The sequence below is a fragment of the Bacillus sp. FSL R9-9834 genome, assembly GCF_038006905.1.
Taxonomy (GTDB): Bacteria; Bacillota; Bacilli; order Bacillales; family Bacillaceae_G; genus Bacillus_A; species Bacillus_A pacificus.
Map to the genome: position 1 here is coordinate 32,501 of NZ_JBBOWD010000001.1, position 21,572 is coordinate 54,072.

Annotated in this window: 25 protein-coding genes and 2 rRNA genes (1 of these 27 cut by a window edge); 26 read left to right on the top strand and 1 reads right to left on the bottom strand. The window is 36.5% G+C overall.

Annotated elements, in window-relative coordinates; genetic code table 11:
• The 11 genes from MKY00_RS00165 to rsmI all read left to right on the top strand — a co-directional run.
• Positions 1 to 1,023, top strand: a 23S ribosomal RNA gene (locus tag MKY00_RS00165); it begins 1,900 nt to the left of the window's first position.
• 49 nt (positions 1,024 to 1,072) lie between these two features.
• A 5S ribosomal RNA gene (rrf, locus tag MKY00_RS00170) occupies positions 1,073 to 1,188 on the top strand.
• A gap of 190 nt (positions 1,189 to 1,378) precedes the next feature.
• Positions 1,379 to 1,558: a sigma factor G inhibitor Gin gene (locus tag MKY00_RS00175; RefSeq protein ID WP_000842028.1), complete on the top strand. Its 180-nt coding sequence runs from the start codon at positions 1,379 to 1,381 to the stop codon at positions 1,556 to 1,558.
• Positions 1,559 to 1,630: 72 nt separating this feature from the next.
• The gene (locus MKY00_RS00180) at positions 1,631 to 3,052 is read left to right on the top strand and encodes an aminotransferase class I/II-fold pyridoxal phosphate-dependent enzyme (protein WP_016716238.1); all 1,422 of its coding nucleotides are present in this window, start codon (positions 1,631 to 1,633) and stop codon (positions 3,050 to 3,052) included.
• Position 3,053: 1 nt separating this feature from the next.
• Entirely contained in the window at positions 3,054 to 3,680 is a 627-nt protein-coding gene (tmk, locus tag MKY00_RS00185) for a dTMP kinase (RefSeq protein WP_000677230.1), read from the top strand.
• 35 nt (positions 3,681 to 3,715) lie between these two features.
• Complete coding sequence (gene holB, locus MKY00_RS00190) at positions 3,716 to 4,699, top strand: DNA polymerase III subunit delta' (protein WP_000169574.1); 984 nt, start codon at positions 3,716 to 3,718, stop codon at positions 4,697 to 4,699.
• A gap of 5 nt (positions 4,700 to 4,704) precedes the next feature.
• Positions 4,705 to 5,532: a PSP1 domain-containing protein gene (locus MKY00_RS00195; RefSeq protein ID WP_000272429.1), complete on the top strand. Its 828-nt coding sequence runs from the start codon at positions 4,705 to 4,707 to the stop codon at positions 5,530 to 5,532.
• A gap of 14 nt (positions 5,533 to 5,546) precedes the next feature.
• Entirely contained in the window at positions 5,547 to 5,897 is a 351-nt protein-coding gene (gene yabA, locus MKY00_RS00200) for a DNA replication initiation control protein YabA (RefSeq protein WP_000412056.1), read from the top strand.
• Between the two features lie 120 nt (positions 5,898 to 6,017).
• A complete protein-coding gene (locus MKY00_RS00205) occupies positions 6,018 to 6,758 on the top strand; it encodes a tRNA1(Val) (adenine(37)-N6)-methyltransferase (protein WP_001055351.1) in 741 nt (246 codons plus the stop codon).
• Complete coding sequence (locus tag MKY00_RS00210) at positions 6,745 to 7,035, top strand: GIY-YIG nuclease family protein (protein WP_000414339.1); 291 nt, start codon at positions 6,745 to 6,747, stop codon at positions 7,033 to 7,035. Before MKY00_RS00205 ends, MKY00_RS00210 begins: the two co-directional genes overlap by 14 nt.
• Positions 7,004 to 7,879: a 16S rRNA (cytidine(1402)-2'-O)-methyltransferase gene (gene rsmI / locus MKY00_RS00215; RefSeq protein WP_000267806.1), complete on the top strand. Its 876-nt coding sequence runs from the start codon at positions 7,004 to 7,006 to the stop codon at positions 7,877 to 7,879. The genes MKY00_RS00210 and rsmI overlap by 32 nt, the downstream gene beginning before the upstream one ends.
• A 20-nt stretch (positions 7,880 to 7,899) precedes the next feature.
• On the opposite strand, the gene MKY00_RS00220 is transcribed toward rsmI, so the two are convergent.
• Positions 7,900 to 8,184 (bottom strand): AbrB/MazE/SpoVT family DNA-binding domain-containing protein, encoded by a 285-nt coding sequence (locus MKY00_RS00220; RefSeq protein WP_000843036.1) that lies wholly within the window; start codon positions 8,182 to 8,184, stop codon positions 7,900 to 7,902.
• A 517-nt stretch (positions 8,185 to 8,701) separates the two neighbouring features.
• Here MKY00_RS00220 and metG point away from each other — a divergent pair.
• The 15 genes from metG to MKY00_RS00295 all read left to right on the top strand — a co-directional run bounded on the left by metG (position 8,702) and on the right by MKY00_RS00295 (position 21,520).
• Positions 8,702 to 10,684 carry a methionine--tRNA ligase gene (gene metG / locus MKY00_RS00225; protein WP_000159677.1) on the top strand — a complete coding sequence of 661 codons (1,983 nt, stop codon included), beginning with the start codon at positions 8,702 to 8,704 and terminating at the stop codon, positions 10,682 to 10,684.
• A 165-nt stretch (positions 10,685 to 10,849) separates the two neighbouring features.
• On the top strand, positions 10,850 to 11,617 hold the full coding sequence (locus MKY00_RS00230) for a TatD family hydrolase (protein WP_016716239.1): 768 nt from the start codon (positions 10,850 to 10,852) through the stop codon (positions 11,615 to 11,617).
• 213 nt (positions 11,618 to 11,830) lie between these two features.
• Positions 11,831 to 12,388, top strand: coding sequence for a ribonuclease M5 (gene rnmV, locus MKY00_RS00235; RefSeq protein ID WP_000692830.1), 558 nt, complete (start codon positions 11,831 to 11,833; stop codon positions 12,386 to 12,388).
• Positions 12,385 to 13,263, top strand: coding sequence for a 16S rRNA (adenine(1518)-N(6)/adenine(1519)-N(6))-dimethyltransferase RsmA (gene rsmA, locus MKY00_RS00240; protein WP_000651552.1), 879 nt, complete (start codon positions 12,385 to 12,387; stop codon positions 13,261 to 13,263). The genes rnmV and rsmA overlap by 4 nt, the downstream gene beginning before the upstream one ends.
• A 110-nt stretch (positions 13,264 to 13,373) precedes the next feature.
• Positions 13,374 to 14,237, top strand: a complete 864-nt coding sequence (gene yabG / locus MKY00_RS00245) for a sporulation peptidase YabG (RefSeq protein ID WP_001173738.1) — start codon at positions 13,374 to 13,376, stop codon at positions 14,235 to 14,237.
• A gap of 238 nt (positions 14,238 to 14,475) precedes the next feature.
• A complete protein-coding gene (gene veg, locus MKY00_RS00250) occupies positions 14,476 to 14,736 on the top strand; it encodes a biofilm formation stimulator Veg (protein WP_000044349.1) in 261 nt (86 codons plus the stop codon).
• Between the two features lie 91 nt (positions 14,737 to 14,827).
• Positions 14,828 to 15,007 carry an acid-soluble spore protein SspF gene (gene sspF / locus MKY00_RS00255; protein ID WP_001985066.1) on the top strand — a complete coding sequence of 60 codons (180 nt, stop codon included), beginning with the start codon at positions 14,828 to 14,830 and terminating at the stop codon, positions 15,005 to 15,007.
• 196 nt (positions 15,008 to 15,203) lie between these two features.
• Positions 15,204 to 16,073, top strand: a complete 870-nt coding sequence (ispE, locus tag MKY00_RS00260; protein ID WP_000772094.1) for a 4-(cytidine 5'-diphospho)-2-C-methyl-D-erythritol kinase — start codon at positions 15,204 to 15,206, stop codon at positions 16,071 to 16,073.
• Between the two features lie 54 nt (positions 16,074 to 16,127).
• Positions 16,128 to 16,976 carry a pur operon repressor gene (gene purR / locus MKY00_RS00265; RefSeq protein ID WP_000702474.1) on the top strand — a complete coding sequence of 283 codons (849 nt, stop codon included), beginning with the start codon at positions 16,128 to 16,130 and terminating at the stop codon, positions 16,974 to 16,976.
• Between the two features lie 122 nt (positions 16,977 to 17,098).
• Positions 17,099 to 17,473 carry a RidA family protein gene (locus MKY00_RS00270; protein WP_000869804.1) on the top strand — a complete coding sequence of 125 codons (375 nt, stop codon included), beginning with the start codon at positions 17,099 to 17,101 and terminating at the stop codon, positions 17,471 to 17,473.
• A gap of 152 nt (positions 17,474 to 17,625) precedes the next feature.
• A complete protein-coding gene (gene spoVG / locus MKY00_RS00275; RefSeq protein WP_000454041.1) occupies positions 17,626 to 17,919 on the top strand; it encodes a septation regulator SpoVG in 294 nt (97 codons plus the stop codon).
• Positions 17,920 to 18,240: 321 nt separating this feature from the next.
• Entirely contained in the window at positions 18,241 to 19,620 is a 1,380-nt protein-coding gene (glmU, locus tag MKY00_RS00280; protein ID WP_000071036.1) for a bifunctional UDP-N-acetylglucosamine diphosphorylase/glucosamine-1-phosphate N-acetyltransferase GlmU, read from the top strand.
• Between the two features lie 18 nt (positions 19,621 to 19,638).
• Positions 19,639 to 20,592, top strand: coding sequence for a ribose-phosphate diphosphokinase (locus MKY00_RS00285; protein ID WP_000107420.1), 954 nt, complete (start codon positions 19,639 to 19,641; stop codon positions 20,590 to 20,592).
• 72 nt (positions 20,593 to 20,664) lie between these two features.
• Positions 20,665 to 21,225 (top strand): aminoacyl-tRNA hydrolase, encoded by a 561-nt coding sequence (gene pth / locus MKY00_RS00290; RefSeq protein WP_001979768.1) that lies wholly within the window; start codon positions 20,665 to 20,667, stop codon positions 21,223 to 21,225.
• Between the two features lie 70 nt (positions 21,226 to 21,295).
• Positions 21,296 to 21,520 carry an anti-sigma-F factor Fin gene (locus MKY00_RS00295; protein WP_000399440.1) on the top strand — a complete coding sequence of 75 codons (225 nt, stop codon included), beginning with the start codon at positions 21,296 to 21,298 and terminating at the stop codon, positions 21,518 to 21,520.
• The last annotated feature ends 52 nt before the right edge of the window (positions 21,521 to 21,572 follow it).

Sequence of the window (21,572 nt, forward strand, 5' to 3'; positions counted from 1 at the left end):
AGCTCTGAACTGAAGCCCCAGTAAACGGCGGCCGTAACTATAACGGTCCTAAGGTAGCGAAATTCCTTGTCGGGTAAGTTCCGACCCGCACGAAAGGTGTAACGATTTGGGCACTGTCTCAACCAGAGACTCGGTGAAATTATAGTACCTGTGAAGATGCAGGTTACCCGCGACAGGACGGAAAGACCCCGTGGAGCTTTACTGTAGCCTGATATTGAATTTTGGTACAGTTTGTACAGGATAGGCGGGAGCCTTTGAAACCGGAGCGCTAGCTTCGGTGGAGGCGCTGGTGGGATACCGCCCTGACTGTATTGAAATTCTAACCTACGGGTCTTATCGACCCGGGAGACAGTGTCAGGTGGGCAGTTTGACTGGGGCGGTCGCCTCCTAAAGTGTAACGGAGGCGCCCAAAGGTTCCCTCAGAATGGTTGGAAATCATTCGTAGAGTGCAAAGGCATAAGGGAGCTTGACTGCGAGACCTACAAGTCGAGCAGGGACGAAAGTCGGGCTTAGTGATCCGGTGGTTCCGCATGGAAGGGCCATCGCTCAACGGATAAAAGCTACCCCGGGGATAACAGGCTTATCTCCCCCAAGAGTCCACATCGACGGGGAGGTTTGGCACCTCGATGTCGGCTCATCGCATCCTGGGGCTGTAGTCGGTCCCAAGGGTTGGGCTGTTCGCCCATTAAAGCGGTACGCGAGCTGGGTTCAGAACGTCGTGAGACAGTTCGGTCCCTATCCGTCGTGGGCGTAGGAAATTTGAGAGGAGCTGTCCTTAGTACGAGAGGACCGGGATGGACGCACCGCTGGTGTACCAGTTGTTCTGCCAAGGGCATAGCTGGGTAGCTATGTGCGGAAGGGATAAGTGCTGAAAGCATCTAAGCATGAAGCCCCCCTCAAGATGAGATTTCCCATAGCGTAAGCTAGTAAGATCCCTGAAAGATGATCAGGTTGATAGGTTCGAGGTGGAAGCATGGTGACATGTGGAGCTGACGAATACTAATAGATCGAGGACTTAACCATATAATATGTAGCAAATGTTATCTAGTTTTGAAGGAATATGCCTTCATAGTTTGGTGATGATGGCAGAGAGGTCACACCCGTTCCCATACCGAACACGGAAGTTAAGCTCTCTAGCGCCGATGGTAGTTGGGACCTTGTCCCTGTGAGAGTAGGACGTCGCCAAGCAACTAAAAACACAAGTCTTTTGACTTGTGTTTTTTTGTGTTTTCAAACAGTATGCAAAAAGAAGTAATGGTAATACAAACACGTTGCCCAAGGATGAATCATATTATATAAGAAATCGATGTATATTTTTCTGTAAATTGTTAAGGAATAGAAGTATAAAATATGTCCATTTAAATAGGGAGGAAAAGATATGAAATCACAAAACGAAGTTTGTATTGTTTGTGAGACAGAAAGAAAAGAAGGGATATATGTTTATAATAATTTAATATGTTATGAATGTGAAAAGGACATGGTGAATACAGAAACAAATGATCCGAAGTATATATATTATTTAAAACAGCTTCGGAAATTAGAAGTATCATATTTTTAAATAGGCATATGCCTATTATTTTTTTTGTTCTGTATAATAGATAAAGAATGAAATAATAAGGAAGAGATATAGATGAATCAAAATCGCATACCTTTATATGAAGCATTAATAGAGTTTAAAGAAAGAAGGCCGTTATCTTTTCATGTTCCAGGTCATAAAAATGGTTTAAACTTCCCTCAAGGGGCAGTAGAGGGGTTTAAAGATATACTATCTATCGATGTAACTGAGTTATCAGGGTTAGATGATTTACATAGTCCGTTTGAATGTATAGATGAGGCACAACAATTATTAGCTGATGTATATGAAGTGGAAAAAAGTTATTTTTTAATTAATGGTTCAACAGTCGGGAACTTAGCAATGATTTTGTCTTGCTGTAGGGAACATGATATTGTTCTTGTACAAAGAAATTGTCATAAATCAATTATTAATGGTTTAAAATTAGCAGGAGCAAATCCAATTTTTTTAGATCCATGGATTGATGAAGCTTATAACGTACCCGTGGGAATTCATGATGAGATTATTAAGGAAGCAATTGAAAAATATCCAAATGCGAAAGCACTTATTTTAACACATCCTAATTATTATGGTATGGGGATGGATTTAGAGGCAAGCATTGCTTATGCACATGCACATAAAATTCCTGTGTTAGTAGATGAAGCGCATGGAGCTCATTTTTGTTTAGGCGGGGCATTTCCAAAGTCAGCTTTAGCATATGGTGCAGATATTGTAGTTCATTCCGCACATAAAACATTACCTGCGATGACGATGGGATCCTATTTACATATAAATAGCCGCTTAGTGAAAGAAGAAAGAGTTTCTACTTATTTAAGTATGCTACAATCTAGTAGTCCATCGTATCCAATTATGGCTTCTCTTGATATTGCACGCTTTACGATAGCGCGTATAAAAGAAAAGGGACATGATGAAATTGTCGAGTTTTTACGGGAATTTAAAGAAGAATTGTCTTCTATCCCACAAATAGCTATTTTACAATATCCATTACAAGACGAGCTAAAAGTTACCGTACAGACACGTTGTCAGTTATCAGGATACGAATTACAATCTGTATTAGAAAAGGTTGGTATATATACCGAAATGGCAGATCCATATAATGTCTTATTTATTTTGCCTTTGCAAGTAAATAAGACGTATATGAAGGCTATAGAGATGATCCGGGCGGCATTGCAATCTTATGAGGTGAAAGACAAGACAGAATCTATTCGTTATACTTATAAAGGAGAAATTTCTCCTTTACCGTATACATATAAACAACTGGAAGGATATGAAACAAAAGTAGTATCTGTAGAAGAAGCAGTTGGGATGATAGCGGCGGAAATGGTAATTCCATATCCACCTGGTATTCCATTGATTATGTATGGGGAAAGAATTACTTCAGAACATAAAGAACAAATTATGCATTTAGAGAGAGCAGGCGCCCGTTTTCAAGGTAGCACGAAATATATGAAAGTGTATGATATAGAAAGTAGGTTTTAGGATGAAGGGATTATTTGTAACAATTGAGGGGCCAGAAGGTTCGGGTAAAACAACGTTAATTCAAGGTTTATTGCCATACTTTGAACAAAAGGAACAAAAGGTAATGGCGACGAGAGAACCAGGTGGTATTGCAATTTCTGAGGATATTAGAACGATTTTACATAAGCAAGAATATACGATGATGGAAGCACGTACAGAGGCACTTCTATATGCCGCTGCACGTAGACAACATTTAGTGGAAAAAGTTATGCCGGCACTTAATGAGGATTACCTTGTATTATGTGATCGTTTTATAGATAGCTCTTTAGCGTATCAAGGCTATGCAAGAGGGTTAGGTATGGATAAAGTATTTGAAATCAATCGTTTCGCAACAGAAGATTGCATGCCTAGTTTAACAATTTACCTAGACATTGAACCAGAGGTTGGTTTAGCTCGAATTGCAAAAGATGCAGGACGTGAAGTGAATCGGTTAGATATGGAAGATATCACTTTCCATAAACGTGTGCGTGAAGGGTATTTACAAGTTGTAGAACGTTTCTCGGATCGTATTGTATTAGTAAATGCTGATCAACCAATGGAAAAACTTATAGAAGAAGTTATTCAAGTTATAGAAGATAAATTGTTATAATAGAAGGAAAGAATGAAATAAGTGAGGTATGCATTATGACGAAGACGTGGGAGCAGCTTTCTGCTATACAACCCATCGGTGTAAAAATGTTGATGAATAGCATCGCAAAAGAGCGTATATCCCACGCTTACTTGTTAGAGGGAGGGAAAGGGACAGGAAAGTTTGCGACAGCAATTCAAATGGCAAAGAGTTTCCTCTGTTCTCAGCGGAATGGGGTAGAGCCTTGTCATGTATGTACAAATTGTAAGCGAATTGATTCAGGTAACCACCCAAACTTACATATTGTAAAACCAGACGGATTATCTATTAAGAAGCAGCAAATTCATGATTTACAAGAAGAGTTTTCAAAAACAGGATTAGAAGCAAATAAAAAAGTATATGTTATTGAGCACGCAGACCGTATGACAGCAAATGCGGCGAATACACTGTTAAAATTTTTAGAAGAACCAAGTAGTGATACAACAGCTATTTTACTTACTGAACAAAGTCATCAAATTTTAAATACGATTTTATCTCGTTGTCAAGTTGTTACATTTAGACCGTTACCTACGGAATCTTTAATTAGAAGATTACAGGATGAAGGTGTTACGACATCTTTATCGACACTTGCTGCACAACTCACAAATAGTTTTGATGAAGCTTTAGCTTTATGTAGTGATGAATGGTTTGCACAAGCACGAGCTTTAGTGATAAAATTATGTGAAGCGCTCGAAAAAGATAAAGCCTCTATTTTTTTTGTACAAGAAAAATGGGGAAAACACTTTGGAGAGAAAGAACAATTACAGCAAGGTTTAGATATGTTACTCCTTATTTATAAGGATTTATTATATGTTCAACTTGGAGAAGAAGATCGTCTTGTTTTTCATGAGCAGAAAGAGATGTTTGAATCTTTCTCCTACGCTCAGAAGCGCATTGTATCAGCTCTCTTTAATATATTAGAGGCAAAAAATAGAATCAACGCTAATGTAAATGCGCAGCTTGTGTTCGAACAGTTAGTGTTGCGGTTGCAGGAGGGATGACCGTTTTGTATGATGTAGTAGGTGTTCGCTTTAAGAAGGCCGGAAAGGTGTATTACTTTGATCCGAATCAGTTCGATATCTCTGAAAATGAGTTTGTAATTGTAGAAACGGTAAGAGGTATTGAATACGGAAAAGTAGTTATTACCAAAAAGCAAGTTGATGAAAACGACGTTGTATTACCGCTAAAAAAGGTTATTCGCATTGCAAATGAAAACGATCGTACCATTGTTGAAGAGAACAAACATGCTGCAAAAGAAGCATATCAAGTTTGTCAGCAAAAGGTAGTAGAACATAATCTTGATATGAAACTTGTAGATGTAGAGTATACGTTCGATCGCAATAAAATTATTTTCTACTTTACTGCGGATGGTCGGATTGATTTTCGCGAACTAGTGAAGGACTTAGCAGCAATTTTTAGGACAAGAATTGAACTAAGACAAATTGGTGTTCGTGATGAAGCGAAAATGCTTGGTGGTATTGGTCCATGTGGTCGTATGCTTTGTTGTTCTACTTTTTTAGGGGATTTTGAACCTGTATCCATTAAGATGGCAAAGGATCAAAATTTATCATTAAATCCTGCAAAAATCTCTGGTTTATGTGGTCGCTTAATGTGTTGCTTAAAATATGAGAACGATGAATATGAGGCAGCAAAGGAACAACTTCCTGATTTAGATCAACGTATACAAACCCCGCATGGTACTGGCCGTGTTATCGGATTAAATATTTTAGAAAGATTAATTCAAGTGGAACTAGTAGACAAGGAACGGATAGTAGAATATACGTTAGATGAGTTAGTGAATAAAGGGGTCGTTTCGAGTCAAACCACAGATTAATGAGGTGGGTGCTTGTGGAGAAAAAAGATATTTTTGCATCGGTTTCTAGTATGGAAGAGCAAATTGGACATTTATACAAACAGTTGGGAGAATTAAAACAACATCTTGCAGAGTTACTGGAAGAAAACCAACATATAAAAATGGAAAATGAAAATTTGCGACACCGCTTTGAAGAAGTGCAGATTAAAGAAAAACAAAAAACTCAAAAACGTAAAGAAGTGAAGCCGAAGACAGATATTGGTGAAGGCTACGATAATTTAGCAAGACTATATCAAGAAGGTTTTCATATTTGTAATCTGCATTATGGAAGTGTACGTAAAGAGGGAGATTGTTTATTCTGCCTGTCATTTTTAAATAAAAAGTGAAATTACCTTTCCAATAATAATTGGAAAGGTAATTTTTTATACATGAGAGTAGAATCGAATATGTTTTTTATTAGTAGAAGATGAAATAGGGTAGGTTAAGTGTAAGAAAAGGAGCAACATATGAATTTATATGAAGATGAACGTTTAGATTACTTATTAGCACAAGATTTGAAGATTATACAAAGCCCATCAGTATTTAATTTCTCGTTAGATGCTGTTTTACTTGCAGACTTTGCTTGGGTGCCAATTCAAAAAGGTAATTTACTTGATTTGTGTACAGGTAATGCCGTTGTGCCCCTTCTATTAAGTACAAGGACGAAAGGGAATATTACTGGTGTAGAAATTCAAGAACGCTTATATGATATGGGAATAAGAAGTGTTCAATACAATAAGTTGGAAGAAAGAATTCACTTAATACACGGGGATTTGAAAGATATGCCGGAGAAACTTGGACGTCATCAATATGATGTTGTCACATGTAATCCGCCTTATTTCCAAACACCTGCAACTTCTGAAAAAAATATGAATGAACATTTAGCAATAGCTCGTCATGAAATTATGTGTACACTAGAGGATGTTGTATCTGCAAGTAGTCAGCTAGTAAAGCAAGGCGGGAAAGTAGCATTTGTACATCGTCCAGGTCGTTTACTAGACATTGTTACATTAATGCGTAAGTATAAAATTGAACCGAAGCGTGTACGATTTGTTTATCCTAAGGCAGGAAAAGAAGCGAATACATTGTTAATTGAAGGAATTAAGGACGGAAACGCAGATTTAAAAATATTGCCACCTCTTTTTGTATATGAAGAAAATAATGAATATACAAAGGAGATTCGTTCTATTTTATATGGAGAAGAATAAGCATTGTTTTTATGTAGTGGAGTGCTCTGATGGAAGTTACTATGCTGGATATACAAATCATATAGAGAAGCGGATTGAGACCCATAATAGCGGAAAAGGGGCTAAGTATACGCGTGCTAGACTTCCTGTTGCTTTAAAATACGTAGAGTTTCATGAAGATAAGCGTACAGCTATGCAAGCAGAGTACTATTTTAAGCAATTAAATAGAAAACAAAAAGAAGAATATATGCAAAAAGGAGAACCTTATGTGGCAACAAAAAAGTTTTCAACAAAATGAAAAGGGCGTTTTATATTTAGTACCAACCCCTATTGGGAATTTAGAAGATATGACATTTCGTGCAATCCGAATTTTAAAAGAAGCGGATTTAATTGCTGCTGAAGATACGAGACAAACGAAAAAACTTTGTAATTACTTCGAAATTGAAACGCCTGTTATGAGTTACCATGAGCATAATAAGGAAGTAAGTGGGAAGAAAATATTAGATAAGTTAGACGAAGGAAAGACAGTAGCACTTGTTAGTGATGCTGGTATGCCGTGTATTTCCGATCCAGGTTACGATATTGTTGTAGAGGCTGTAGCGGAACAGTATCATGTTATCCCGCTTCCTGGGGCAAATGCAGCCCTTACAGCATTAATTGCATCAGGCCTTGAAACAAAACAGTTTTATTTCTATGGATTTTTACAAAGAAATAAAAAAGAAAGAAAAATGGAGTTAGAGAAGCTTCGTTATATACAAACTACAATGATGTTTTATGAAGCACCTCACCGTTTGGATGATACTTTAATCTCGATGCAAGAAGTATTGGGAAATAGAGAAATTGTATTGTGCCGAGAGTTAACAAAAAAATTCGAGGAATTTATTCGTGGAACAGTTGAAGAAGCAATTGAGTGGACGAAACAAAATGAAGTTCGTGGTGAGTTTTGTATTTTAGTAGCTGGTTCAACGGAAGAACCTGCTCCAGAGGAACAATGGTGGGAAACTATTTCGGTATATGACCATATTGAACATTATATAAACGAAAAAGGTATGAATTCAAAAGAGGCGATAAAAACAGTTGCTAAAGATCGAGATTTGTCGAAACGCGATGTATATCAAATCTATCATGTCGATAAAAAATAAGCTTCTCATAATTGAGAAGCTTATTTTGCTGTTTCGATATAATCTTGAAGCTCGTTTAAGATTTGCTCAGCGCCTTCTTTGCTTAAGATAATTTTACCTTCAGCTAAAGATAGGTTACCATCAGATACTTCACCAGTTACTTGGCAAGTCATGTTTGGCTTATATTTTTTTAAGATGATTTTCTCGTCATCAACATAGATTTCAAGAGCATCCTTTTCTGCAATACCTAAAGTACGGCGTAATTCAATCGGAATTACTACACGACCTAATTCATCAACTTTACGAACGATACCAGTAGATTTCATAATTCTTTTCCTCCTAAAGAAATAGTTTATAAGTTTCGAGTCTATTTTTAGATTCGTCATTTTTCGACAAAATACCCTATGGACATATGATACCAATCATTTACATTTCCGTCAATTCTTTAATTCTATATTTTTTAAAAAGATTTATAGATTTCTTACTTCTTATATATAATAGAATTTGAGTAATTTCTACTATTATTTCACTTTATTTTCAGAAAAGTTCAGAAATTATAGGTAATGACTGTATATTTTCTTGAAATATGAGTAATAGATGATAAATATAAAAATATGAAGTTGTTTTTATCCTGCATTAACGAGTAGTAAGATTCTAAATTTTAAATTCGGCTGGGCCAAAGAAGTTAAGTGGAAGTCGGATTGCTCGTAAAAGTCCGATGGGTGTGGGTTGATAATCCGTGGGAATGAACAAGATCCTCACAGATTAAAGTTTCACTTTATATATAAGTTTTTGATATACTATTTATAAATACATATGAGGTTATCCGGGAGGTCCAAAACAATGACAAAGGAAAACAAATCCTTTTATATTACTACCCCAATTTATTATCCAAGTGGAAAATTACACATTGGACATGCTTATACAACAGTAGCAGGGGATGCTATGGCACGATATAAGCGTATGCAAGGATATAATGTTCATTATTTAACAGGAACTGATGAGCATGGACAGAAGATCCAAAAGAAAGCAGAAGAATTAAATGTTACACCACAAGCATATGTGGATAACATCGTTGCAGGAATTAAAGAACTTTGGGAGAAGATGGATATCTCCTATGATGATTTTATTCGTACAACGGAAGATCGTCATAAAGATGTTGTCGAAAAAATCTTCAAGCAACTAGTAGATCAAGGTGATATTTATCTTGATGAATATGAAGGTTGGTATTCTGTACAAGATGAGACATTCTATACAGAGCATCAATTAGTAGATCCAATTATGGAAGGTGACAAAGTAGTTGGGGGAAAAAGTCCAGACAGTGGTCATGATGTAGAACTTGTTCGTGAAGAATCATATTTCTTTAGAATGGGTAAATATGTTGACAGACTATTAAAGTTCTATGAAGAGAATCCACATTTCATTCAGCCAGAGTCTCGTAAGAATGAAATGATTAATAACTTTATTAAACCAGGCTTAGAAGATTTAGCAGTTTCTCGTACTTCATTTGACTGGGGAGTTCGTGTTCCAGGTAATCCGAAACACGTTATTTACGTATGGGTTGACGCATTATCTAACTACATTACAGCATTAGGTTATGGAACAGAAAATGAAGAGATGTATAAGAAGTTCTGGCCAGCAGATGTGCATTTAGTTGGAAAAGAAATCGTTCGTTTCCATACGATTTATTGGCCAATCATTTTAATGGCATTAGATTTACCTCTTCCGAAAAAAGTCTTTGCTCACGGTTGGATTCTAATGAAGGATGGAAAGATGAGTAAGTCAAAAGGAAACGTAGTAGATCCAGTTACATTAATCGATCGTTACGGATTAGATGCATTACGTTATTACTTACTTCGTGAAGTTCCATTTGGATCTGATGGCGTATTCACACCAGAAGGATTTGTGGAGCGTATTAATTTCGATTTAGCAAATGACTTAGGTAACCTATTAAATCGTACAGTAGCTATGATTGATAAGTACTTTAACGGAGAAATTCCTGCATTTAAAGCAAATGTAACGGAATTTGATGAAACATTAGTAACGTTTGCACAGGATACATTGAAAAAAGTGGAAGAAGCAATGGAGAACATGGAATTCTCTGTAGCTCTAAGCTCAATTTGGCAATTGATTAGCCGTACGAATAAATATATTGACGAAACACAACCGTGGGTATTAGCGAAAGATGAGAATGATCGTGAAAAGTTAGCCTCTGTAATGGCTCACTTAGCAGAAGTACTTCGTCAAACAGGTATTATGCTTATGCCATTCTTAACAGTAGCACCAAGCAAGATGTTTGCTCAGCTTGGCCTTACTGAAGAAGCACATACATCTTGGGAAAGCCTGTCTACAATTGGATGCATTCCAGCTGGAACAAAAGTAGAAAAAGGAAACCCGATTTTCCCTCGTTTAGAAATGGAAGTAGAGGTAGCGTACATTAAAGAACAAATGAAAGCCTCTGCTCCTAAAGTAGAAGAGAAAAAAGAAGAAGAACCGAAGGCAGAAGAGATTACAATTGATGATTTCTTTAAAGTAGAATTACGCGTAGCTGAAGTTCTATCTGCGGAACCTGTGAAAAAAGCAGACAAGTTGTTAAAAATTCAACTAGACTTAGGCACAGAAAAACGTCAAGTGGTTTCTGGCATTGCAAAGTTCTATTCGCCGGAAGATTTAAAAGGTAAAAAAGTTATTTGTGTAACAAACTTAAAACCTGTAAAATTACGCGGTGAATTATCACAAGGTATGATTTTAGCAGGTGAAGAGAATGGCGTATTGTCATTAGCATCAATCGACCAAAATCTACCAAACGGTACAAAAATTAAGTAATTAAGACAAGAAAAGAGATGTTTCACGTGTAACATGTGTGAAGCGTCTTTTTTCTTTTTACACCTCAATTTTTGCATTAAGATTGTAGTATTGTTATCGTTAAGTTATAAAAGAGCTTATTTGCGTAGAATAAATTTGATTTCAATATAAAAGGAGTTATGTATTATGTTGTTTGATACACATTCACATTTGAATGCAGAGCAATTTGAAGAAGACTTGCAAGAAGTGATTGTCCGAATGAAAGAAGCGGGTGTTACTTATACAGTTGTTGTTGGTTTTGATGAAGTAACGATAAAAAAGGCGATTGAATTAGCTGAAGCCTATGATTTTATTTATGCTGCGGTTGGATGGCACCCTGTTGATGCAATCGACATGAAAGAAGAGCATTTAGCTTGGTTAGAAGAACTTGCTTCTCATCCTAAGGTCGTTGCACTTGGAGAGATGGGCTTAGATTATCACTGGGATAAGTCTCCAAAAGAAATACAGAAAGAAGTATTCCGTAAACAAATTGCATTAGCGAAAAAAGTAAAATTGCCGATTATTATACATAACCGCGATGCAACTCAAGATATTGTGGATATTCTAGAAGAAGAGAATGCAGCTGAAGTAGGAGGCATTATGCATTGCTTTAGCGGTAGCGTAGAGGTAGCGGAGCGATGTGTTGATATGAACTTTTTAATTTCGTTAGGTGGACCAGTTACATTTAAAAACGCTAAGAAACCGAAAGAAGTTGCTACGGAGATTCCATTAGAGAAATTATTAATAGAGACGGATTGTCCGTATTTAACACCGCATCCATTTCGCGGGAAACGAAATGAACCAAGTTATGTAAAACTCGTAGCAGAAGAAATTGCGAACTTAAAAGGAATTTCTTATGAGGAAGTAGCAGAAATGACAACGAAAAATGCAAAAGCTTTATTTGGCGTTGAATAAAAGAGTGGGAGAACCCATTCTTTTTTATTTTTGTGAAAAAATAGCAGGCGTGACAGAGAAGATAAGGGCGAATGAGTAAGTGGTACAATAAGGAGAGAGAACAAAGTTTTGGACATTCTACTTTTTAAAATGTAACAATGGGGAAAATAATAATGGAAAAGTCGTCATTTTTTTGTTTTACTAAGTAGAGACGAAACGAGTGTGGAGGCAAGCATGAAAATTAAAGAGATTATCGTTGTAGAAGGTAAAGATGATACAGTTGCGATTAAGCGTGCTGTTGATGCGGATACAATTGAAACGAACGGTTCAGCAATCGGTGATCATGTTATTGAACAAGTTAAATTAGCGCTGCAAAAACGAGGCGTTATTATTTTCACAGATCCGGATTATCCTGGAGAGCGTATTCGAAAAATTATTTCTGATAAGGTGCCTGGATGTAAACATGCGTTTTTACCGAAGGAAGAAGCACTTGCTAAGAGGAAAAAAGGTGTCGGAATTGAACATGCTTCTAATGAATCAATTCGCCGTGCTTTAGAGAATATACATGAAGAAATGGAAGCTTACACAAGTGAAATCAGTTGGAGCGATTTAGTCGATGCAGGTTTAGTGGGCGGAGAAATGGCAAAGAGTCGCAGAGAAAGAATGGGTAAGCTATTAAAGATTGGTTATACAAACGCAAAACAGTTACATAAACGTTTACAAATGTTTCAAGTTTCAAAAGAATCATTTGCAGAAGCGTATAAGCAAGTCATACAGGAGGAAAGAAAATGAAGGATATCGCAACGCCAAATCGTACGAAAGACATTGTTGAAAAGTATGGATTTTCATTCAAAAAAAGTTTAGGACAAAATTTTTTAATTGATACGAATGTATTAAATCGTATCGTTGATCACGCTGAAATTGGTTCAGAAAGTGGTGCAATTGAAATTGGACCAGGTATCGGTGCATTAACAGAACAATTAGCGAAGCGTGCTAAAAAAGTAGTGGCTTTTGAAATTGATCAAAGGTTATTACCGATTTTAGATGAGACGTTAGCTCCATATGGCAACGTTACTGTTATCAATAAAGATGTACTAAAGGCAGATGTACATGAGGTGTTTAGTGAGCAATTTGAAGAAGGGCAAGATGTAATGGTAGTAGCTAACTTACCATACTATATTACGACGCCAATTTTATTTAAATTGCTGGAAGAGAAATTACCGGTTCGTGGATTCGTTGTTATGATGCAAAAAGAAGTTGGGGATCGTTTAGCGGCTAAACCTGGAACGAAAGAGTATGGTTCTTTATCCATTGCTATTCAGTATTATACAGAGGTAGAAACAGTTATGACTGTACCGCGTACGGTGTTTGTACCACAACCAAATGTTGATTCTGCAATTATCCGCCTCCTAAAGCGTCCGAAACCAGTGGTAGAGGTAACAGATGAGACATTCTTCTTTGAAGTAGTACGAGCAAGTTTTGCACAGCGTCGTAAAACTTTAATGAATAATTTATCAAATAATTTAAATGGTTTCCCGAAAGATAAAGAGCTGTTGGATCGAATTTTAACAGAAGTAGGAATTGATCCGAAACGAAGAGGCGAGACGCTATCTATCGAGGAGTTTGCAACATTAAGTAATGCATTAGTTCTTCATAAGTTATCATAAGAATATAAAAGGGACAGTTCAACTTGAACTGTCCCTTTTGTCACCTTTCCCCTCTTACATTCATACTTTAAAAACAGGTAAGATGGCCTAATGAGTTTGGAGGTAGGAGAATGGCTTTACATGTTGGAGAATTAGTGGAACGATACTCTCATAATAGGGATATTCTTTTTCGTATTATAGAAATAAAAGGCGAGATAGCTATATTGTTTGGAGAGGAAATTAGATTGGTGGCAGATGCGCCACTTGAAGATTTAATTAGTATAGATCAACGAGAACATAAAAAGAGAGCGAAGCGTGAGAAAGAAACGATGGAGCGGACGTATCGTTTGTTTCAACAAGATTACGTATTAATGAAACAAAGGCATGAACACACTTCAACTGGTGGATATACAAGTGAAGTGAATTATTTTCAAATGCCAGGGCGTGTCTTGCACATAGATGGAGACCCGTTATATTTGCGCAAGTGTCTAGATTTATATAATAAAATTGGTGTTCCTGTACAAGGTATTCATTGTAAAGAAACAGAGATGCATGAAAAGGTAGTAGATTTAATAGATCATTTTCGTCCGGACATTTTAGTTATTACAGGGCACGATGCGTATACAAAATCAAAAGGAGTAAAGGGAGATTTAGCAGCATATAGGCATTCAAGGCATTTTGTACAGGCTGTTCGAGAAGTGCGAAAAAAATATCCATCGTTGGATCAACTCGTTATTTTTGCTGGGGCATGTCAATCACACTTTGAAGCATTAATTCGAGCAGGCGCTAATTTTGCTAGTTCCCCATCTAGAATTAATATTCACGCACTAGACCCTGTATATGTGGTTGGTAAAATTAGTTTTACGTCATTTATGGAAAGGGTTAATGTATGGGATGTTGTACGTAATACGATTACTGGTGAAAAGGGACTTGGCGGGATTGAAACAAGGGGGATTTTACGAACTGGATTACCTTTTCAACATTATGAAGAATAAGCAAGGTACATATGTATCTTGCTTTTTTGTATGGAAAGGATTTAAATCAGTTTGGATAAAAAGAGACAAGAACGCACAGACTACATAATGATACTTTTACAATATAGTATTTCTTCTATCTATTCGAACGCATGATGCTTTTATAATGATATTGTCTGTGAGTTGCGGTTAATAATTGGGATAGATATATCGTGTTTTAAGTGTTCAATCTAAATTACAGCGAGGTGTAACGAAGTATATGTCAAAACGTTTAGATGAAATTAAAAGCGAATTAGATCACCATCTTGGACAGAGACTGATGTTAAAGGCGAACAGTGGGAGAAGAAAAACTGTAGAACAATCAGGTGTACTTGCAGAAACGTACCGTTCTGTTTTTGTTGTACAACTGGATCAACAAGAAGATGCGTTACAACGTGTATCGTATAGCTATGCGGATGTTTTAACAGAGACAGTAGAGTTAACATTTTATGGTGAACCTCATAATGAAGTGATTTTATAATTCATGTATCGTTACATATATTCCCACAAATGAAAAGCTATATTATTTTGCATACTAATGATACCGTAGCAAAATAAGGAGGGACTCTGCATTGAGTAGACGAAGAGGTGTCATGTCAAATCAATTTAAAGAAGAGCTTGCAAAAGAGTTGGGCTTTTATGATGTTGTTCAGAAAGAAGGATGGGGCGGAATTCGTGCGAAAGATGCTGGTAACATGGTGAAACGTGCTATAGAAATTGCAGAACAGCAATTAATGAAACAAAACCAGTAGTTGTAAGATACTTTCTATGCTACGGTAGCCGAGGAGTGATTCCTCGGCTTTTTGTACTATAAAAGGTGCCATCATTTTACATAAGTAGTTTCATTCTGAATGCTTTTCGTTATAATTAGGGAAGTGTCATCGTCTTACTATAAATTTATGGTAAAATAAACGATAAAAGATTGAGTACATAGAGTGGGTGAATAGATTGAAGCTACTAGTGAAAGCACCAGCAAAGATTAATCTGTCGTTAGATGTACTGGGAAAAAGACAAGACGGATATCATGAAGTGAAAATGATTATGACAACAATTGATTTAGCGGATCGTTTAGAACTAATGGAATTAGCAGAAGACCGTATTGAAATTTTATCCCATAATCGGTATGTCCCAGACGACCAAAGAAATCTGGCTTATCAAGCAGCGAAATTATTAAAAGAGAAGTTTAATGTAAAAAAAGGTGTATCTATTACTATTGAAAAAACGATTCCAGTAGCAGCTGGATTAGCGGGTGGAAGTAGTGATGCAGCAGCAACATTACGTGGTCTTAATAAATTATGGAATTTAGGGCTTACAATTGATCAGTTAGCAGAGCTTGGCGCAGAAATTGGGTCAGACGTATCGTTTTGCGTATATGGTGGGACAGCAATTGCCACTGGAAGAGGAGAGCAGATTGAGCACATAAAAACTCCACCTTCTTGTTGGGTTATTTTAGCAAAACCCCATATTGGTGTATCTACTGCTGATGTGTATGGAAATTTAAAGTTAAATCGAGTTACACATCCAAATGTAGATAAAATGGTGGATGTCATAAATGCTGGAGACTACAAAGGGATTTGTGATACTGTCGGTAACGTTTTAGAAGATGTAACGTTTGCGATGCATCCTGAAGTTGCACGTATTAAGGCACAGATGAAGCGATTTGGGGCAGATGCTGTATTAATGAGTGGTAGTGGTCCAACTGTATTCGGTCTGGTGCACCATGATTCGCGAATGCATCGTATATATAACGGGTTAAAAGGATTTTGTGAACAAGTATACGCAGTACGTTTATTAGGAGAGCGAGAAACGCTTGAATAAAGACGTATAATACGTTATGATTTGTTTAGAATATTCGTGATTTGAGGTGAGAGTATGAAAATTAGACGAAGTACAAGATTAGTCGATATGACTTATTACTTGTTACAAAACCCTCGTCAGCTAGTTTCTCTCACTTTTTTTGCTGAAAGGTATCAATCAGCTAAGTCTTCTATTAGTGAAGATTTAGTTATTATTAAGCAAACGTTTGAACAACAAGGGGTCGGCACATTGCAAACGATACCAGGAGCAGCAGGAGGAGTGAAATATATACCATATATAAGTGAAGAAGAGGCAGATCTAATTATTGGTGAGCTTTGTAGCTTATTCGAAAATCCAGATCGTATTTTGCCTGGTGGTTACTTATATATGACAGATCTTTTAAGTAATCCTCGTCATATTAATGGCGCAGGTCGTTTGTTTGCTTCTGTTTTTGCTAGGCAACCAATTGATGCAGTTATGACGGTGGCAACGAAGGGGATTCCACTTGCATATGCAGTGGCGAACTACTTAGATGTACCGGTAGTGATTGCAAGAAAAGATAATAAGGTAACAGAAGGACCCACTGTTAGTATTAACTATGTATCAGGTTCTTCTAAGCGAATTCAAACAATGACGTTAGCAAAGCGTAGTCTTCCGGAAGGATCAAATGTTTTAATTATTGATGACTTCATGAAAGCTGGCGGGACAATTCAAGGTATGATGAGTATGTTAGAAGAGTTTAAGGCTAATGTTGTTGGTATTGGTGTATTAGTAGAATCCACGGATATTGAAGAAAGACTAATTAATAACTATGTATCATTGATTCGTCTATCGGAAGTTGATGTGAAAGAAAAAGCGATTCAAGTGGAAAAGGGAAATTATTCACTGGCACCATTTGATGAAGGGCTTGTAGAGGCTGAGTAAAAAGGTAAAGCAAATAGCTTTATCTTTTTTTATTCTATTTATAAGTTACAAAATAGATGGACAAACTGCTTTTCGTGCACTATTTTTAAAGAGTAAAAATAAATAATAAAAGGGTGAAAAGTATGAAAGTTGTTCAAACAAAAAATGCACCACAAGCAATTGGACCATATTCACAAGGGATTATTGTAAATAATATGTTTTACAGTTCAGGACAAATTCCGTTAACTGCAAGTGGAGAGCTTGTAGCAGGAGACGTAACAGTACAAACAGAGCAAGTATTTCAAAATTTACAAGCAGTATTAGAAGAAGCAGGTGCTTCATTTGATACGGTAGTAAAAACAACAGTATTCTTAAAAGATATGGATGATTTTAATGCTGTTAATGAAGTATATGGATCTTATTTCTCTGCTCATAAGCCAGCTCGTTCTTGTGTACAAGTAGCAAAATTACCGAAAGATGTTTCAGTTGAAATCGAAGTAATTGCCCTAGTTAAGTAATTCTTTGTAAGCGATAACCTCTACTAATCTCTATATTCAATTACATTAAAAATTTTTATCTTAAAAATTTTTAAAAAATTAAAGGGAAAATAGAAATTTTGTGGAATTTATACAAATATATCGCTTATTTAGAAAAGGGTGGTGAACACAAGATGGAAGTGACTGACGTAAGATTACGCCGCGTAAACACAGAAGGCCGCATGAGAGCAATTGCCTCTATTACTCTAGACCATGAATTTGTTGTTCATGATATTCGTGTAATTGATGGTAATAATGGATTATTTGTAGCAATGCCAAGTAAACGTACTCCAGATGGAGAATTCCGTGACATTGCACATCCAATTAATTCTGGTACACGCTCTAAAATTCAAGATGCGGTTTTAACAGAGTATCATCGTTTAGGCGAGTTAGAAGAGGTTGAGTTTGAAGAAGCGGGTGCTTCGTAAAATTCGAATGAAAAGGGCTTTTTAGAGAAGCCCTATAATTTTGCAACAAACTCCTGTAAGCATTTACAGGGGTTTGTTTTTTTGTGTTTATACATATATTTTATTCGGAAAATTCTAAATTGAGAAAAAGAAGGGTGGGAACTTCTAATTTTTTCAAAATCATTTTAAATAGTATAGCTTATTTCTTAAAAAAGATACTAAAGAGTAAAACATCTTATAAGAATTATGGTAAAATTTAATAGTTAAAATGTGTTTCTTGAAATATATGATGATTTAGGATAATATCGTTAATGGATAAATAGGTTGCGATGGAGGGTCTATATGTCAAACAGATTTGCAGTGATTCTAGCGGCAGGTAAAGGCACACGTATGAAGTCTAAGCTATACAAGGTGCTTCATCCTGTATGTGGAAAACCTATGGTACAACATGTTGTCGATCAAGTATCTCAATTAGGATTGCAGAAACTTGTAACAGTCGTAGGACATGGTGCTGAAATGGTACAAGAACAGCTAGGAAACGTAAGTGAGTTTGCATTACAAGCAGAACAACTTGGTACAGCACATGCTGTAGATCAAGCTGCAAGTGTACTTGCAAACGAAGAAGGAACAACTTTAGTTATTTGTGGTGATACACCGCTAATAACTGCTGAAACGATGGAAGCATTACTTCAGCAACATAAAGAAGCAGGGGCAATGGCAACGGTATTAACAGCTTACATAGAAGAACCTGCTGGATATGGTCGTATCGTTCGTAATGAGAATGGTCACGTTGAAAAGATTGTTGAGCATAAGGATGCAAATGAGAAAGAATTAGCTATTAAAGAAATCAATACAGGTACGTATTGTTTTGATAATAAAGCTTTATTCGCTTCACTTTCTAAAGTTTCAAATGATAACGTACAAGGTGAATATTACCTGCCAGATGTTATTGAAATTTTAAAAAATGAAGGTCATATTGTATCAGCTTATCAAACAGAGCACTTCGATGAAACGTTAGGTGTTAACGACAGAGTCGCTCTATCGCAAGCGGAAATTATTATGAAAAACCGTATCAACCGAAAGAACATGGTAAATGGTGTTACTATTATTGATCCAAGTAACACGTATATTTCTGCTGATGCAATTATCGGTAGTGATACAGTTCTTCATCCAGGAACAATTATTGAGGGGAACACTGTAATTGGTTCTGATTGTGAGATTGGACCGCATACAGTAATTCGCGATAGTGAAATTGGAGATCGTACGACAATTCGTCAATCTACTGTACATGATAGTAAGCTTGGTACAGAAGTATCGGTTGGCCCATTTGCACATATTCGCCCAGATTCAGTTATTGGAGATGAAGTACGCGTTGGAAACTTCGTGGAAATCAAAAAAACTGTTTTTGGTAATAGAAGTAAAGCTTCACACTTAAGTTATATCGGGGATGCACAAGTTGGAGAAGACGTGAATCTTGGTTGTGGTTCAATTACGGTGAACTATGACGGTAAGAATAAATTCAAAACTGTGATTGGTAACGGGGTATTTATTGGATGTAATTCAAACCTTGTTGCTCCTGTAACAGTTGAAGACGGTGCTTATGTGGCAGCAGGCTCTACAATTACAGAGAATGTTCCATCAAAAGCATTGTCTGTAGCACGTGCACGTCAAGTTAACAAAGAAGACTATGTTGATCAATTGCTGAATAAGAAAAAATCATAATGTGGAGGGTTAATCTAGATGTCGACTCAATATCTAAATTCTAATTTGAAAGTATTCTCTTTAAACTCTAATAAGGAACTTGCTGAGCAAATTGCAAAGCATATTGGAGTAGGACTAGGAAAATGTTCTGTTGATCGTTTTAGTGATGGAGAAGTTCAAATTAACATTGAAGAAAGTATCCGTGGTTGCGATGTATTCATTATTCAATCTACAAGCTTCCCAGTAAACGAACATATCATGGAATTACTTATTATGATCGATGCATTAAAGCGTGCATCTGCAAAAACAATTAATATTGTTATTCCTTACTATGGTTATGCGCGTCAAGACCGTAAAGCGCGTTCTCGTGAACCAATTACATCGAAACTTGTAGCAAACTTGCTTGAAACAGCAGGTGCAACTCGTGTAATCACTCTAGATTTACATGCTCCACAAATTCAAGGGTTCTTTGATATCCCAATCGACCACCTAATGGGTGTACCGATTCTTTCAGATTACTTTGAAACAAAAGGTCTTAAAGATATCGTAATCGTGTCACCTGACCACGGTGGAGTAACTCGTGCTAGAAAAATGGCAGATCGCCTAAAAGCACCAATCGCTATTATTGATAAGCGTCGTCCTCGTCCGAACGTATCTGAGGTAATGAACATTATCGGTAATATTGAAGGTAAAACAGCAATTTTAATTGATGACATCATTGATACAGCTGGTACAATTACATTAGCAGCAAACGCTCTTGTTGAGAACGGTGCTTCTGAAGTATATGCTTGCTGTACACACCCAGTATTATCTGGTCCAGCAATTGAGCGTATCCAAAACTCAAATATTAAAGAGTTAGTTGTAACGAACTCTATCGTATTACCAGAAGAGAAGAAAATCGACAAAGTACATGAACTTTCAGTTGCTCCACTAATCGGAGAAGCAATCATTCGTGTATACGAAGAAGAATCTGTAAGTGTATTATTCAATTAATTGGATAGAATGAGACGTAACCAAGATTGGTTACGTCTTTTCGTATCGAAAAAAGAAAGTAGTGGTACAAGAATGAAATTGATAGTAGGACTTGGGAACCCAGGTAGAGAATATGAATTAACAAGGCATAATATTGGATTTATGGCGATTGATGAACTTGCAAAGCGTTGGAATATTTCTTTGAACGAACAAAAATTTAAAGGAGTATTTGGTGCAGGATTTGTTAATGGAGAAAAAGTAATCTTATTAAAGCCACTTACATATATGAATTTATCTGGGGAAAGTATTCGTCCGTTAATGGATTACTATAAAATTGATGTAGAGGACTTCGTTGTTCTGTACGATGATTTAGACATCCCTGTAGGTAAATTACGTCTTCGTATGAAAGGCAGTGCGGGTGGACATAATGGTGTGAAATCAACAATTTCACATTTAGGAACACAAGAGTTTCAACGTATCCGCATGGGGATCGATCGTCCGAAAAATGGAATGAAGGTAGTAGATTACGTATTAGGACGTTTTACATCAGAAGAGATTCCTGATGTAAATCATTCTATTGAAAAAGCAGCAGATGCATGTGAAGAATGGTTAAATAAACCTTTTCTTCAAATCATGAATACTTTCAATAGTTAAGGGTACGATTGGGAATATTTTATTTTATTTTTACCCATACTAGCAGTAATTGGATTTTTAGGAGGCTAGTATGGAAGGGTATTATTATTGCAGACATTGCGGGAGTAATGTAGGCTCCGTTACCGCAGAAAAAGTATATAGCGACGTTTTATTTCAACTAACAGAGCAAGAAGTAGTAGAAATGATTCATTTTCATGAGAATGGAAATATATATATAAAAACGATTTGTGAATTGTGTCAAGAAACGCTCGCATCTTATCCTGAGTATTATGAATATGAAAAATTTCTGCAATAAAATGTTGTCGCTTTGGCATGTCCAAAGCATTTTTCTGTTTTCTTTTTCCGAA